The following is a 16,353-nucleotide window of genomic DNA, read 5'->3' as shown; positions in this document are numbered from 1 at the left end:
TTCGTCCGTGATGCCCGAGGTAAGTTCGAGCCGATACGTCTGGCCCGGCGTAAATCCGCCGGTCGGCACAAACTCGACGATATAGTTGCCGGTCCCTGTTTCCGGGAACGCGAACGCGCCGGCGACCTGCTGGCCTTGGGCATCGAGCACCTTGAAATTTCCGCCCAGCGTCAGATTCGGCGCGTAGATGTTGCGCGAGAAATGCACGCGCAGATGGGCGTCCGCCGGCACGCGCTCGTTGCCCGGTCCGGGGAAGAGGCTGATCACCGAGGTGAAGGGCGTGTCGAAGACCTTGATCTCGCGATCGCCGGTCGTGATCACCGCGTCCTCGACCAGCTCCACATCCATCGCCATCTCCACGTTGCCCGCACTCACCAGCTTCGGCTGGGCCGGATCGGCGATGTCGTAAATCTGCACGCCGCCTTCCATCGCGGCGACGTAGAGCAGCGAGCCTCGAATCTCGATCCGGCTGTAGCGGCCCGGCGTGGCCACGCGACTCGCGGGCAACGTCACGTGCGCCAGCTGCACCGGCGCACTGCTCGGGCTCGCCGAGACTCCACGCACGTCGTAGAGATAGAACCCGTCATACTCGACCGCCACCGCCATGCGTCCGTCCGCCACCGCGACGTCCAGCGGCTGGCCGGCGGCATACGTCAGCGTGTGCAGCACGGGACGGTCAGGCCGGTTCAGGTCGATGATCTGCAGCGTTCCCGACTTGATCGGCAAACCGGGTCCCGAGCCGTATTCCTGCGGTGTGCAGGCGGCCGCGTGCGCGCCAAACGTGCCACCGAACCGCGGCGTCGGATAATCCGGATCGGCCGCCGTCTTGCCCGGGAACATCGGGATTTCCGCCTCCTCGTCGTAGCACGGTTCGAACAGCCGCGTGTTCGTGGCGTAAAGGAAACCCTGATTGATCGCGATGCGGTTCGCCCGCACGGCCACGGACTCGACCAGCAGCGGATCTTCCGGCTTGGTCAGGTCGTAGAAGTCGACCCGCTCGGCGTTCCCGGCGACGGCCACCGCGGCGAGGTTTTCCACGCCGAGCACGTCGGCGGCGAGTCCGCTGCCGAGTCGCGTGCCGAGCAGCGTCATGGCGGACGGATCCGCAATGTCCATGACCGTCAGCCCGACGGCGCCATTCGCCACCAGCAGCAGGGAGCGCGCATCGCCTTCGAGGTCTATCACCTTCGTCACGGCGACCGAACGCGAGTCCGGCGCGCGGCCGGAGCCGAGGAAGAGCCCATCGCCCTCGCCGTTCACCACGTAGCGCCGGATCTCATCCGCGGTCATCACGCTGGACCGGGCGGTTGCCGCCACCGGCCGCGCCGGATCCGAAACGTCGAAGCCGAGCGCGTGGTAGGACGAGAAGATCGATTTCAGGAACGTGCTCTTGAGGTCGATCGCGTATTGGGTGCGGTTGCCGTCGTTGAACAGCCCGCCCGCTGCATACACCAGTTTGCCGGCGTTGTCCTGATCCGCCGCGAGGAACTTCGGCGCCGAGTCCTTGAACGTGGAACGTCCGACCTGCGTGAGCCCGTAGTGGATCCCGCCGCTGACGGTCACGCGATCGAAGCCCGCCGTCTGGATACCCGGATTCAGCACCACCAGGTCGGCCGGACCGAACGCGCCGGCGGGAGCCAGTCCGCTGATCTTCTGCGGCGAGATGATCTCCACCTCGCTCAATGGCACACCGTCGATCGTCACCGTCGTGCCTGCCTCGGCGGTGTTGCCCGGCACGAAGCCGTCGCCCTCGAGCGTGATGCGGGTGCCGCCTTTCGCACTGACAAACTGCGGGAACACCGACGCGACGGACAGCGGGTTGAAATACTGCACGCCGCCTAGCCACGTGTCGGATAACCCGCCGGGGTTCGTCACCTTGACCGCCGCCAATCCGGGTGCCGAGGCCGGCACAATCACGCGGATCACCGTGTGGAAGCCCAGCGCCGCGTCGTAGCCGCGCATCTCGAACACCGAGGCCTGCAGCCCGCCGATCTCCACGATCACGCCTTCCTTGAACTGGTGGCCGACGATCGTGAGCTGCGTGCCGCCGCTGGTCGGCGCAAATCCCGGATAGATCTCCGTGATTTCGGGCTGCAGTGCGCCGGCCTGTGTCGCAGTGCGGAAGTGCCACACCACGTTCGCGACGGGCGACATCCCCGCGCTATCGTTGATCGTGTTGTCGATCTCAACCCGGTAACGATGGCCCGGCGTCAGCGCCGCCGTAAGGTTCAGCAGGATCGTGCTGCCTTCGACCACCACCGTATAGCCGGTGAACGTCGTTTCGGTCGGTCCGGTCTCGTCGATGACGTGCACCGCGCCCGGTACCGTGGCCGAGGCGAGGCCGTTGGTGAACACGGCGCGAATCTGCGACGCGCCCGGAGTCACCACCGCGCCGGCATCCGGGAACACCGAATGCGCACTCACCTGCTGCGTCGCCAACACCTGGATGACGCCGTTGGCAAACAAGCCGTAAACGACGCCCAGCGACTGCGAAACCTGGAGCAGTTCCTTGTCGAACGTCGGGTTCGTCGCGCGGGCCAGGACCACGCTGTCCGCTGGATCGGGACGCGACAGGTCCAGATACTGCACGCCGGCCGTGCCGATGGCGGCGAAGCCCAGCCCGAACCGCACGTCGAGATCGTTGACGCGGCCGAGCCCGGCCCGGCGTCCGCGGAACACCGGCGCCCGCAGATTCGAGAGATCGTATTTGGAGACGCCGTTCGTCTGGGAGATGAAATAGAGCTCGTCGCCGACGACGTGCGTGCGGTCGAAATCGATCTCGATGCTCGCGAGCGGCTCGTGTTCCGAGCTGACGATGTCGAAGAGCTGCGCGACGCCGCTGTTCGCCACGACCTGGTTGCCAGCGTAGGGATACCGCCGCTGCTCCACGGGCGCCGCCAGCGTGCCCTGACGCACGAGCAGCGCCGAGCCCACGACGAGTTCGACATCCAGCGCCGCGCGCGCGGTCGGGATCGTGTCCATCAGGAACGGATGTTCCGGGAAATGGCTGTTGAACACCCGCACGCCCTTGCTGCCAGCCGCCACGTAAACCGTGTTGCCGGACGCGGCGACGCCGCCGCCCTGCGTGCTGTCGAGCGAGCGCGTGGCCAGCACCTGCAACTCGTCCGGCGGATTCGTCGCGACGTCGAGGTTGCCCGCGCCGATCACGATCAGACTCGTGCTGGTGCTGACGAAAACGAGATCCCGCTCGGGCAGGATCGCCACGGCGCTCGGCGAGTCCGTGTCCAGCATCAGCGTCGCGATCGTTTTCTTCAATCCGACGCGTTGCGTGAGGTCCTCTTCGCGCACGGTCAGATCGACGACCACGAGGACGCTCTGCTGCTGCGCGTTCTTGCCGATCACGAACGCAAAATTGGAAACCGGATCCACCGCCCAGTCCTGCACCGCCAACCCGGTCGCGATCGTCACGTCGGCGCGCTGCGCGAAGAGGAATGCCTTCGCGAGCGTCGCGGTTTCGCTCCCCGGCTTGCTGGCGTTGTTCTTCACCACCACGTCCACCGCGCCGAGCAGCCCATTCGGCGTCGTCGCCCGCAGGCTGCCGCTGCCCAGCACCTGCACCGCGGTTGCCGGCGTCGTGCCGAACCAGACCTGGACATCGTTGTCCACCGCGAAGCCAGTGCCTTTGATCACCACGGTCGTGCCGCCGTCGGCCGGGCCGAAATTCGGCTCGATGCTGAGCAACCGGAACGGCTCCAGATAGACGTAGGCGCCGAACAGGATGTCGGTGAGCCCGTTCCCATTGGTCACCTGCACCGCGACCTGTCCCTTGTTGTTTCGCGGCGTGGTGAACGTGATGGTGGTGCCGTCGGCGCTGACCACCTCGCCGTCGACCGCGACGCCGCCCATTGTGACCTGCGCCAGCGGATCGAACTGGCGGCCATGGATCACGAGCGACTCACCGCCGTTGATCGAGCCATGCCCGCTCGACAGCGATTCGATGATCGGTGCAAGCGAGGAGCCCAGCGCCGTCGTGAAGCGGGTCTCGACCGGCCCGAGCAGCGGGAAGCCCGATTTGGCGCTGACGATCGCGCGCGTCAGCGTGACGACGTATTCCTTCCCCACCGCGAGCGGCGCGGCCGGCGTGAACTGGAACTGCCGGCCCACCGCCACCGGCCCGTTGGTCGGATGCTCATAAACCGCCAGATCGATCACCGTGATCGTGCCGGCAATCGCATCCTGCCCGGTGCCCGAGCCCACCGGACTCGACAGGACAAAGCTGCTCGCCGTCACCGTGCTCACCGGCACGATCTCCGACAGCTCGATCACCACCGAGGTGTTCGTCGCGACGGCGCGGGCCAGCCGGGCCGGTGTGATCGCCACCAGATTCGGAATCGGCAGCTGGATGAACCGCAACCCGCTCCCCTCGCCGGGAATGTTCTTGTCTTGGGCAAAGCGGCTGCTCGCGGCGACGGCGATGCCGTTCCCCATCGCGAGATCGGTGACCACTATGGCGAATCGCGTGTCGAGCGGCTGCGGCAGCTTCACCGCGTCAAACACGCGCGGATCATTGGCATTCGACAGATCGAACACGCCGATCGATTTCTGATACGAGGCGAGCCCGAGGCTGCCTTGGAACAGCGGATAGTCGCCGACTGCGGACGCGAACAGCGGCGAGTAGAGTGTGCTCAGGACCCGCGCCGCCGTGACCGGCTCAACATCCGCCACGCGCAGTTGTGCCTGCGTGCCGGCGAGCAGCGCGAGCTCGCCCTCGACCGACTGCGCACCCGTGATCGTCGGCTCGTAATGCACGACGTTGAAATCCGCCGTGCGGATATCGATTGCGATCAACCCGAGATCCGTGCCGAGCAGCGCATTGCCTTCACGCACGTGGATTGTGCGAATCGCCGGCGTGCGCGTGACGCCGTTCAGGACGAACGACGACTTTTGGTTCACCACGACCGGATTCTCCGGATTCGCGAGGCTCAGCCCGTAGAGTCCGTTGGTCTTCGTGCCGACCAGCACGTAGTCGCCAATCGTCGCGATGCTTGTGACCGTGCCGTCAACCAGCCCGCGGCCCTTGCCCTTCGTCTGCACCGTTCCGTCTTCGTAAACCCACGGGTTGTCCGGATCGTTCACGTTCACCAGCAGAATGCCCGGGTCATCGAGCAGCTGCGTCGGCGCGAGCTTCGGCGTGCGCCGCGACTCGACGCCGAGCACCAGCCATTTTTCACCTGCGATCTCGGTGACGGCCGCCTGCACCGGGAACAGCGGCAAGGGGAGATCGAGCTGTCGCCGCAGCACCGGTCGATTGTTCGCGGTGATCTCGCCGGACGGCAGGTCGACGATCGCCAGTGCACTGTGCTGGAATTTCTCCTCCAACGCTTCGACCGTCGCGGGATCCAGCTGCGGCCAATAGCCCGACGCATCGATCGCGGTATACACGCGCGCTCCGTCAATCGCCAAGGCACGCGGCCAGCCCGGCGCGAGTTGCAGCGTGGGCTCGTAGTTCCCCGGATGCTCCAGATCGAGGAAGTTGCCGATCGAGTAATTTTCCTCGAACCGGCTGTAAACGAAGCCCTGGGCAAGACTGGCGACTCGCCCGCGTGGACCGGTCACGACGATGTCCGCCAGCCCGAACGTCCCCGGTGGAGTGGTGCACGCAAAGCGGGTCGGCCCGATGACCTGGATCTGCGTTGCCGGCACGCCGTTGAACGTGCACGCGATGCCCGGTTCGAATCCGGCCCCGACCACTTCGACCCGGTCGCCGCCCTCGAGGAATCCGATCGCCGGATCGACAAACGAGACCGCCATCCGCTCGAGGTAAACGAAGGCACCGTAGCGGATCGTCGTCTGGCCGTTGCCATTCGTGATCTGGAGCGCCGCGCTGCCGGCCGCATTGATCGGCGTGCGCACCACGATCTTGTTCGGCGCCACGCTCACGATCTGCGCCGCGACGCCACCGATCAGCACCACCGCATCGTCGGCGAAACCGGATCCGTTGATCGTCACCGTCTGGCCGCCAGCGAGTTCGAGATAGCGCTCCGTCTCCGCGATGCTGACCACCGCCGGCTGGGCCGTCGCGCCACCCTCGCCCGTCGAGAACGTGCTCGCAAACGTCGTGCCCAGCTTGGTGCCGTTCAGCGCATAGACCTCCGCGTTGACCGAAACGCGATACTGCGCCTTCGCCGCGAGCGGCGCCGCCGGCGTCAACCGGACCTTCCGCCCCTCGGTCGTCACCGCTGCAGGCACGTAAACATATCCGCCGGCGGTCGCTTGATCGAGCCGCACGCCATAGGTCGGCTCGCCGGTCTGCGGATTAGTCAACGCATCCGGGTGCACCGTCTGGCTGAAGAGCACCTCCACCGCGGTCTGGAGTCCGATACCCACCGCGCCGATCTCGGGCGTCACCGCATCCACGCTCAGGATTTGCTGTGGAATCACCTGCAGCCCGGCCTGGCTGCCCGCGACCATGAGGTTGCCGTCGACCCGCGCGAGTGCTGCGCCGTTGTCCGGAAGATTTGCCCGCCGAATGATCCGCGGCGCCGCCGGATCGCTGATGTCCACGAGCTGCAGCATTCCCTTCGCGAAGTCGCCATTCTGCGTGAGAATCTCCGACGTGAGCACCGCGAGGCTGCCATGCACGTAGACCGCCAGGCTTCCGCCGTTGCGGTGATCCTGACGCAGCGGCGCAAAGTTCAGCCGTCCGACCAGCAGCGGCATCGCCGACTGCGAGACATCGATGATTGAAAGCGTCGAATTCGGCGCGGCGAACGAACCGATCGCGGCGCCAGCGACGTAAAGATAATCGCCCTGCAGCGCCAGGCTCACCGCCACGCCGAACGTGTCGACGCGCCCGACGATCGGCTTCGAGGGACTTGCGATCTCGACGATGTCCACGCCCTCGGTGCCGGACGCAACGTAGGCGTAGGCGCCGCGGAGGCACACATCGTAGGCCGTGCCCGCCGTGGCAATGCTCTGCACGCGCAGCGGTCGCAGCGGATCGGACACATCCATGACGAGCAACCCGCCGGCGCCATTCGCGATCGCCGCCATCCGATCCTGCACCGTGATCGCCCGTGCGTCGGCCGTCGGCAGCGCCGTGTTGCTGATCAACACCGGATGGAACGAATCGGTGAGGTCGAGCACCGAGAGATAGCCCGCGCCGTCGCCGCTCCAGAGCACGTAGCCGTAATTGTCCGCCACCGCGAGCCCGGTGGCCCGCCGATACGGGAAGTTCGTCAGGCTGAGCGAACCCTGCGGATTGTATTCGGGCGTCAGGTAGAAGCCCAGCCGGCTGGGATTGGTGGGCGCGGTAATCGCGTCCAGCACGTCGAGCTGCCAGCCCTGCTCGAAGGTCGAGAGCGTGTAGAGCAGCCCGTTCGCATCCGCCACGTCCACCGCGCTGAGCCGAACCTGTTCCTCCGCCCGCATGATTTCGCGCGGGATCGTGCGCGTGGTCAGCATGCCGATTTCCACCTTCACCGGCGGCGCAAAGCCGACATTGCCCGAAGGATCGACTGCCTTGGCCGTCAACGTGAACGTCGAGCCGGCCCGCCCCACCGGCACCTGATAGGTCGCTCGATACGGCGTAAGCGTGTCGCGTGGAGCGGCGACGCGATCCGTGAACAATTCCACGCCGTCGACGTAGAACGTCACCTCCGCCACGCCCGCCAGATCGCGGGTGTTCGCGGTGATGACCAGCGGCTGGCCTTCGGTCACGAGGTCGCCCGCGGCGGGATCGACGATTTTCACCACCGGCGGCGTCGTGTCGCGCAACGATCCAATCACCACGCTGGCCGATTTCGCGCTGTGCCCACGCGTGTCAGTGGCGATCGCATAGACCTCGAAGAGATTACCCTCCGATCCGACCGGCGCACGGAAACGTCCCTTGAACAGCGTCTCCGTGTCGAACCGGCCGCTCGGTCCGATCGTGTTGTAAACAGTGTCTTCGAGCCGGCCGTTCACATAAAAATCCACCTTCGCGATCGCGATGTCGTCGGTGGCGTTAGCCTGCAGCGTCACGACATCGCCGTCGAACACCAGCGTGCCCGCCAGCGGCAGGTCGAGCTCCACGTGCGGCGGCTGGTCCGCGACGACGTTGACGACATGGACGACCTCGCGCGTCTGGCCGGCGGTGTCCTTCGCGATCGCGGACAGCCGCAGCGTGCTGCCGGCGCGTCCCAGCGGAACCTTGTAGGGCTGGGTGAACGGCAGGACGTTGTCGACGCTCACCGACTGTCCGTCGATGAGGAACTGCACGTTCACGACGTCGACATCGTCGTCGGCCACCGCGCTCAGCAGCACCCAGCTGCCCTCCACCACGTTCGTCCCTTGCTCCGGCGAGAAGGACGAGATCGTCGGCGGCAGATCCGCGATCGCTTCGATGGTCAGCAAGGCCGCGGCCGATTCGTTGCCCGCCGCGTCCGTTGCGACCGCTCTGAACACCTGCCTGCGATCGGCCGGATTCGGCGCGTTCGCCGCACTGGCCGGAAGCTGGTAGAGGAATTCGTAGGGCGCCGCGAGGTCGACGAGGTGCGGCGTGGGATTCCCGTTCACCCAGAACGTGACCGAGGAAACGCTCACGTTGTCCGTCGCGTTGGCGCGCACCCGGAAGACGCGGCCCACAATGACGCCCGAGTTGTTCGCCGGCTCTTGGAACACCACCGCCGGTGGCTGATCGTCGGGCGCGATCATGACGCGCACCTGATCCGCCAGCGTCGTGTGTCCCGCGCTGTCCGTAGCCGAGGCGCCAAGGATCACCGGTTGTCCGCCGCGGCCATACGGCACATCCCAGGACATCTCGAACGGCGCGGTCGTGTCGGTCCGCACGGGTTCACCGTCGACGTAGAACGTCACGGATCGCACGGCGATGTCATCGCCCGTCGAGGTCTGGATCAAAAGGTTTCGGCCTTCGATGACGGACTGGCCGTTCACCGGATTGGAAATCGAGATGCTCGGCGGATAGTCCTCGCGGGTGTTGACGCGGATCGCCGGCGCCGACGTGCGATTGCCAAACGAATCCAACGCACTAGCCGACACCAACAGCTCGCCTCCGCTGGCTGCCGGCACCTGGTAGCTGTAGCCAAACGGCGGCGTCGTGTCGGTGAACGTCGTCTCGCCGAGGCTGCTGGTGACGTGGAAATCGACGCTGTCGACCAGCACGTCGTCGGTCGCCTGCACGGAGATGCCCAGTGAAACTCCTTCCGGCACGTAAGCGCCTGGCTGCGGCGCCACGATCGAAAGCACCGGCGCGTTGTCCGGGATCAAGTCGTACGACGAGACGCCCTGGGTGATGTTGCCGTTCGCGTCGGTGACCCGCACGCCGTAGTAGAGCTTCTTCCGCGTTCCGCCGGTGAACTGGTTGAACGGCACGCGTTGCACGCCGGTGATGCCGAGGTCCGACAGCAGCGGCAGCCGGAACTGCGCTTGGAACGGCGGAATATCCACCAGGTTCAGCGAACCGATGAAGTAGTCGGTGCGAGCGAACTGATCGTTGCTGTAGACCAGCTGCGCGCCGGCGGTGCTGAACTCGCCTTCGGCGAGATTGCCGGGCGTGACGTTGTTCCAGACCTCCACCTTCTGGACATAGCTGTCGTCCGCGGCCGACGCGCGCACGCTGAGCAACGTGCCCTCGATGAAATCGCCGTCCTCGGCCGGTGCGATCAACAGCACGCGCGGACGCGTCGTGTCCGGCACGACCTGCACGAGTTGCAAGCTGTTGTAGACGTTGCCGAGCACGTCGCGCACGCGCACGCCCAACTTCACTGGCACGTTGCTCACCAACAACCCGGCCGGGATGCTCACGTCGGTCTGGAACAGCAGCAACTCGAGATCGTCGGCGAGGAAATCGCGATACTGCGCCGGCAGCACTCCGATCCCGAGCGCCACCTGCGGGTCGCGCGGCACCTGCTCGTCGCCCACTCCAGACGGCACCATCGCCGGCAGCGCCTCACCGCGGGTCTGCACCGCATACGCGCGGTCGTTGATCAGGAAGGTGACCGACTCGACCGCCATGTTGTCGATCGCGAGCGCCCGCAGCCGGACCACCAGCCGTCCTGCCGTGAGCGTCTGATCCGCCGCCGGCGCGATGAGCTTCACGAACGGCGCCGGGTCGCTCACGATCCGCAGGAGGATGAACGTTTCGGTCTGCTGCCCGAGCGAGTCGACCGCCCGCGCGAGCACGTTCACGTCCGCTCCGACGCGGCCCAACGGCACGTTCCAAATGAACCGGTTCCCCGTGCGCACGGTGAGCTCGATCCCGTCGATAAAGAGCTTCGAGGTCTGCAGATTCAGATCGTCGCTGAACTCAACCTCGATGCTGGCCGGCGTGCCTTCGAGCACCTCGATGCCAGCGAGCGCGTTGTAGCCGTCGACGAGCGTCGTGCCGGCCCAGCGATTCTCGACGGACTTGATCCGCACCTTCGGGGCGGCGTCGTCCTTCACCATGATCTTCAGCACGTCGGCGCGAGTGACGTTGCCGGCCGTGTCCGCGGCTTCAGCCCGAATCTCCCAAATCTGTCCACCGGCCTGCGGCGGCACCCCGATCGCGATCGGCGTCGTGGCCGAGGTTCCGCTCGCCCGCAGGTCGTAGGTTTGGAACGGCTGGCCGTTGAGCGTGACCGTCAGGCTGCCCAGTCCGGTGGGATCCGTAGTGGTCACGACGAGGTTCAACGTGTCGCCCTCGACCACCGCGTCGCCGGAGGCGCGGTTAAAGCCGATCGTCGGCCCCGCGTCCGGCTTCCACTCGACCTTCGCCACGGCCGAGAACACCGCCCGCGGCGTAACACCGCTCGGATCCTCCTGTGCCTCCGCGAGGAGGTAGCTGGTCCGCGGCAGCCCGCTGGCCGGCACCACGGTTTCGCCAAAGTTGAACCGCTTGTCCACGCCCGCGTCCGCCGGGACGACGGGCTGCGTGATCGCGTCGAGCTCGATCGCCTTCGTGTCGGTCACCTGAATCAACGCAGATGCCGGCTGCGACGACGTGGCGTCGAACGTCAGTTCCACCTGTCGGAGCGGGATCGCAACCGGCTGCCCGGAGTTCAGCAGCCGGACCGTGAACGCCACTCCGCGGGCGTCGACGAGCGCCGTGACGGGAACGGTAAAGGCATGCGCGTAGCCGTTCGCGGTCGTGAACACCACCGACTCCGTGCTGATTGCCGCGCGCTGACCTTCCGCGGAGATCCGCGTGATTTCGACTTCCGCGGTCATGCCAGCCGTGTTCTCGAACCCGGAGATCTCGACGGCCAGGTCGTTGCCGCTCACGAGCAAACCGCGCGGGTCCGCCACGACGTTGAACAGCCGCGCGCCGGTGACGGAACGGTCATGGCCCACCGCCAGCGAGCGTCCGCCAGCCGACACCGCGAACCGCTTCAACCGCTCGACGGTAAACTCGCTCGGCGCCGCGAAGCTCACGCGGTGCAGACTGGCATCGTTTCCGATCACCGGCAGATCGCTCGCGAAAAGCTGGACCGCCGCCACACCGACGTCGTCCCGTGTGTCCACGAGCAGCGGATAACGCTGCGACGCGAAGAACATCGCGCCGTTCGCCGGACTCGCCAGCACGACCGTCGGCGGAGTGTTGACCGGCGGCGGCATCTGCTCGGCCGGCAACAGGGTAATGCCCTCGACGGGAATCGCCTCGCCACGATTGCCGGCGGCATCCACCGCGTTGGCCCGGATCGTGAGCGTGGTGGCTTGGGTAACGACCGGTAGTTCGAACTCCTGTGGGTCTCCGAGCGTCGCGGTCAGCGGCTGGCCGCCCACCGAGGCGGAAACGTTGATCGCGGCCACGGCTACGTTGTCGGTGGCCGTTACCCGCACCTTCACAGTTTGGGCCGAGGTCGCGCCCGCCGCCGTGCCGTAAAGGATGTCACCGGCTGTCGGCGCAACGATCGCCACGAACGGCGGCACCTTGTCCGGCACGACGTCGAGGTAGATCGGCGCCGAGGTGGTCGCATTGCCGCCGCCATCCCGCGCCACCGCCGTGACGGCAATCCGCGAGTTCAGCCGGCCATCTGGGATCTCGAGGTCCGCCTTGAAGACGTAACTATAAACCTTGCGCTGGACTAACTGCCCAAACGTGTTCGGATCCGGCACCAGGAAGATTTGTGACTCGGTCGAGCTCGGCTGAGTCACAATTCGTCCCGTCGAAACTCCGTCCACCAGGATCTCGATCTGCGCCACGGACAGGTCGTCGTTGGCTGCCACGGTCAGTCGCACCGTGTCGGTTTCGAGCACATCGGTCCCGGACGCAGGCGCGGTGATCGATACGACGGGCGGATGCTGGTCGCTGATCACATGCAGGCCAACGGTCGCCGTGCCCACGTGTCCGCGCGCATCCTCCGCCTCGACCGTGATCGTCGGGGCACTGGCCGGCGGCGCAGGCACTTCGAAATCAAACGTCCGCTCGCCGACGAGCGGATTCGCGGTCCGAAGGTCGACCGATTGGGAATTCACCACCAGCCCGCCCGACAAAACCCGCACGCTGGCCAGCGACACGTCGTCGACGACGTGCGCCCGCACCCGGGTGAGCTCACCGACGTAGACGGTGCGATCGTCGTTGGGCTCGAGGATCTCGATCTGCGGCGCCTCGTCGGGCTTCACCTGCACGGGCAGCCGCGCCTCGCTGTGATTGCCCTTGGCATCGTAGCCCACGGCGCGGAGCTCGATCGTCTGGACGTGATCGGTGAGATCGAGCGCGGCCTGAATGATCGCATTCCGATCCGCCGCCGAAAGGGTTTGGGCATTCCACGCCGCAGCCTCGAGCCGAGTCAGCAACGCCGCGGCCTGATTCGGTGTTTTGCGATACTCGGCAAACGTGCCCTCCGCCGCATCGAAGATCCGCAGCCGGATCTCCTCACCGACGCGTGCGATTGCCAGACTCCACGTGCCGGTGGCGGGCAGGTCCGCCGCCGTTACGTTGCCCAGCAGCGTCAGGGCGTAGTCGGTGCGGAACTGCGGCGTCCAGTCCGTGGAGAACTGCGTGAAGATCGACTGGACGCTGTCGCCCGAGCTGTCCACCGCGAGCGGCGCCTCGCCGGCAAAAAACTCGACGCGCGCCATGCCGACGTTGTCGGACGTGGACGCGATGATCGGCACGGGCGAACCGGCCACCAGCAGGCTCGATTTCGCGGGGGCCGTAATCGCCACCAACGGCGCAGCGTCGTCGACGAGCGCATGGATCGTGATTTCGTCGCTCGCCGTCTGCCCGGCGAAGTCCACCGCCGTGAGTCTGATCGTGTAATCCGCCGCCGCCGCGGTCTCAGGAACCGCGAAGCTGAATTGATACGGCGCCGCCTCGTCGGTGCCGACGAGCGCCTCGTTCACGCGCATCTCCACCTGTCGCACGTTCGCGCCGGCGGGCACCTCGCCAATGACGTCGATCTGCGTGCCCATCGTGCGATCGCCTGCGGCGGGGAAGACGATGTCGATGCCCAACGGCACCGTCTCCGGCGCGACTACGCTGAGGTTGATGTTGGCGCTGCGCCCCTCGTTGCCTGCGGCATCCTTGGCCACGGCATATAAAACGAGGGTGTCACCCGCTACATAGTTGGGCCCGTTCGGCCCGTCTTTCGGGAAAACCGCGGAGAGGTGGAACGACTGATCTTCGTTCGTCGTGAACGCCCCTCGTGCCGCCTGGAAGAACGGTGCGGCCGAGCCGCCGTGATACAGCTCGATGGTTTCGACGCCGATGTTGTCGAATCCGCCCACCGACAGCGCGATCGCGCGGTCGGCCGTCACCTTCGCCCCGTTCTTCGGAGTCGTGATCGCGATCGCCGGGGGAACAGCGTCCGCGATCGCGGAAATCCGCGCTTGCGCCACGCCAGTCAAACCGGCCTCGTCCGCCACTTTGGCCACCACGTCGACGAATTTCCCTGCCGCGGAGAGCGGCAGCTGGTATTCGAACGACGCGCTGCCGAAGCTGACCAGCTTGCCATCGATGTAATAGGCGACCGGACCCACCACCCCATCGTCGACGATGGTGCTCTGAAGCATCAGCTTGCCACCGGCCACCCATTCGGAGCCTGGCGCCGGCGTCACGAGCTCGATTCGCGGTGGTTGGTTCGCTTCAACGATCAGCGCCACCAAGTCGGTCGTCGTCACGTTGCCGCCAAAATCGGTGACCTCCGCGCGCAGGTTGTAGGTCCGGCCCACCATTCCCGCCGGAATGTGGAACGAGAATCCAAAGTCAGCGGTGCCGCCGGAGTCCAGCGCGCTTGACGGCGAGGCCTGCGTGCTGCGGGTATCGCGCGAATCGACCTTCTGCCCGTCGACGTAGAAATCGACCTTCGCGCCGTAAACGATCAGATCGTCCGTGACGCGCACGACGACGGGAATGTCGGCGTTGTCACGCACCGCCTGCTGATCCTCGTGCGAGGCGATTTCGACCAACGCCGGTGCATCAGCCAACGCGGTCAACACGACGGGCTCCGCGCAAATCTCCTCGGCGCCGCGATAGCCCACCGCCGCGACGATCAAGGAGCGCCCGCCTTCGGTCTCAGGCACGACGTAGCCGAAGCGATAGGAGTTTTCCACCGCGACTTCGGTCTCGGAACCGTTTTCGCGGCGATACGTGATAGGCACGGAGGTACGCGAGGTGCCCGCGAGAGCGCCATTCACCCATAACTCCACGCGGTCGTAAGGCGCCTCGTCCGCCGCAACCACGAAGTTGATGATCGTGCGCACGACGAAATTCCCGCCGTTCGGGACCGGTCGAAAGTCGGTTTCATACCCCTCTTTGTTTTCGAGCAGCAGCTTCTGCTTGAACGCCACATCGTCGGCGCTGGTGTAGAACCGCAACTCGCCCGGCGTGCCGGCCGCCGATCCCGCTGCTTTGATCTGAACGTCCAACGGCTGCGAGCTCGTCGTGTTGCCCGCGACGTCGGTCACGATCGCCGTAAGTCGCAGATACGTTCCGGCACGGCGCTCGGGCCCCTGCAGCGTAAACCCGTATGGCGCGGTCTCGTCGCGCGCCACCGGAGTTCCGTCGACGAGGAACACCACGTCGCGGATCCCCGCGGGCCCGCGGTCGTCTGTCACGCTGGCGGAGACCTGCAGCTTCTCGTTTTCCGCCACCCACGATCGACCCGCGCTCAGCTCGATCTTCGCCGGACCGTCCTTCACCTCCACCGCGACGATCGCCGGCGCCACGGACATGTAACGGTTTCCGACGGAAATCGAGGTCTTGCCCGGGCTGAGCCCTGATACGAGCCCGTCTGCCGAGACCTGCAGCACCGAGCTGTCCGCCACTTGATAGACGGCGCCGAGCCGGCCCGCGGAGAGATCGATCCGCTCGCCGGCCGTCCCGCCCACCCGGGAAATCAGCCCCGACACCTCCAACTGCAACGTGGCACCCACGGCCGGCAACACGAGCGGAGGAGGATTCGCAATCTCGATCGCCGTCACCAGTGACTCGTTGAGCACCGTGAACGCGAGCTGGCTCTCCATGCCTTTGAACCCCACCCGCACGGTCGCCTGGCCTGGCAGCAGCCCGTGCACCCGGCCGGTCGCATCGACCGCCACGATGTCCACATCCGTCGTCGTGAAGGTCACGCCGTCCTGATCCTCGAGGGCAATCCGCGAGCCGTTGGACAACACGCCTTCGACTACGATCTGCCGGCGATCCCCAAACCCCGTCAGTGTGGTGGTCGCGGCTCCGATACCCGCCTCGATGCGGTCCAGCCCAAGCGGAAGCAGGTTGGCGACGGCGTAGACCTCGGAGTGCGTGCGGACATTCCCGAAAACGTCCGTGCCGGTCACCATCAGATACAGCACTGCCCCCGAGGGCACCGCGGCGCCTTCCGCCATTCCGAAAAGGCTGCTGAAGGTCCTCTGGTCAGGGCTGAGCGGAAGCTGCGTTTCACCACTTTTGTCGAGGAACGACGGCACGTCGTCCAGCCGGCCGCCCCGCTGCACGAAACTGGCCGGGCCCCCCCCGATCATCGAGATCTGCACCTGGGCCAGCGGGAGCGTCCCCGCGACCGTGGCAGACGCGAGATAACTTTTCTGCTGGGGCACATAGTGCACCGACAAATCCGAAATCGTCGGTCCCGCCGAGCGGACCGCCGCCAGTGCATAGCGCGTGGACGAGCCCCCGGACAGCCCCGTCCCGGTCACCTTGGCATACACAAGGTCCGTGGCAGCCAGTGGCGTCACCGACGCGAACACAAATCCGGTTGCGCCGCCCGGCAGCGGCCGCACTTCCACCGAGGCGTACGAACGTTTGTTCGCCAGCTCAGCGACGAGGCTGTCGATGTTTCCCGCGGTGAAGTCGACCTGCGCGAGATTCGCCCGCTGGAGATACTCCCGGCCGTCGAAAATCACCACCGCTGCCTCAGTGGCGGTGAACCCGGCGAGCGCGGTCAGCTCCAGCGCGACCGAGGTGTCTGCCAC

At 66.3% G+C, this 16,353-nt stretch carries 1 protein-coding gene (only partly in view); it reads right to left on the bottom strand.

Going from position 1 to position 16,353, the window contains the following annotated elements; genetic code table 11:
* Window positions 1-16,353: the 5' portion of an Ig-like domain-containing protein gene (locus tag OTER_RS25575; protein WP_148218143.1), read on the bottom strand. 28,338 nt of this gene lie to the left of the window's left edge; only the first 16,353 of its 44,691 coding nucleotides appear in the window; the start codon lies at window positions 16,351-16,353; the stop codon falls past the left edge of the window.

The organism is Opitutus terrae PB90-1 (assembly GCF_000019965.1).
GTDB classification, from domain to species: Bacteria; Verrucomicrobiota; Verrucomicrobiia; order Opitutales; family Opitutaceae; genus Opitutus; species Opitutus terrae.
The sequence above is the reverse complement of the archived record's forward strand: the minus strand, read 5'-3'. Positions and strand labels throughout refer to the sequence as shown.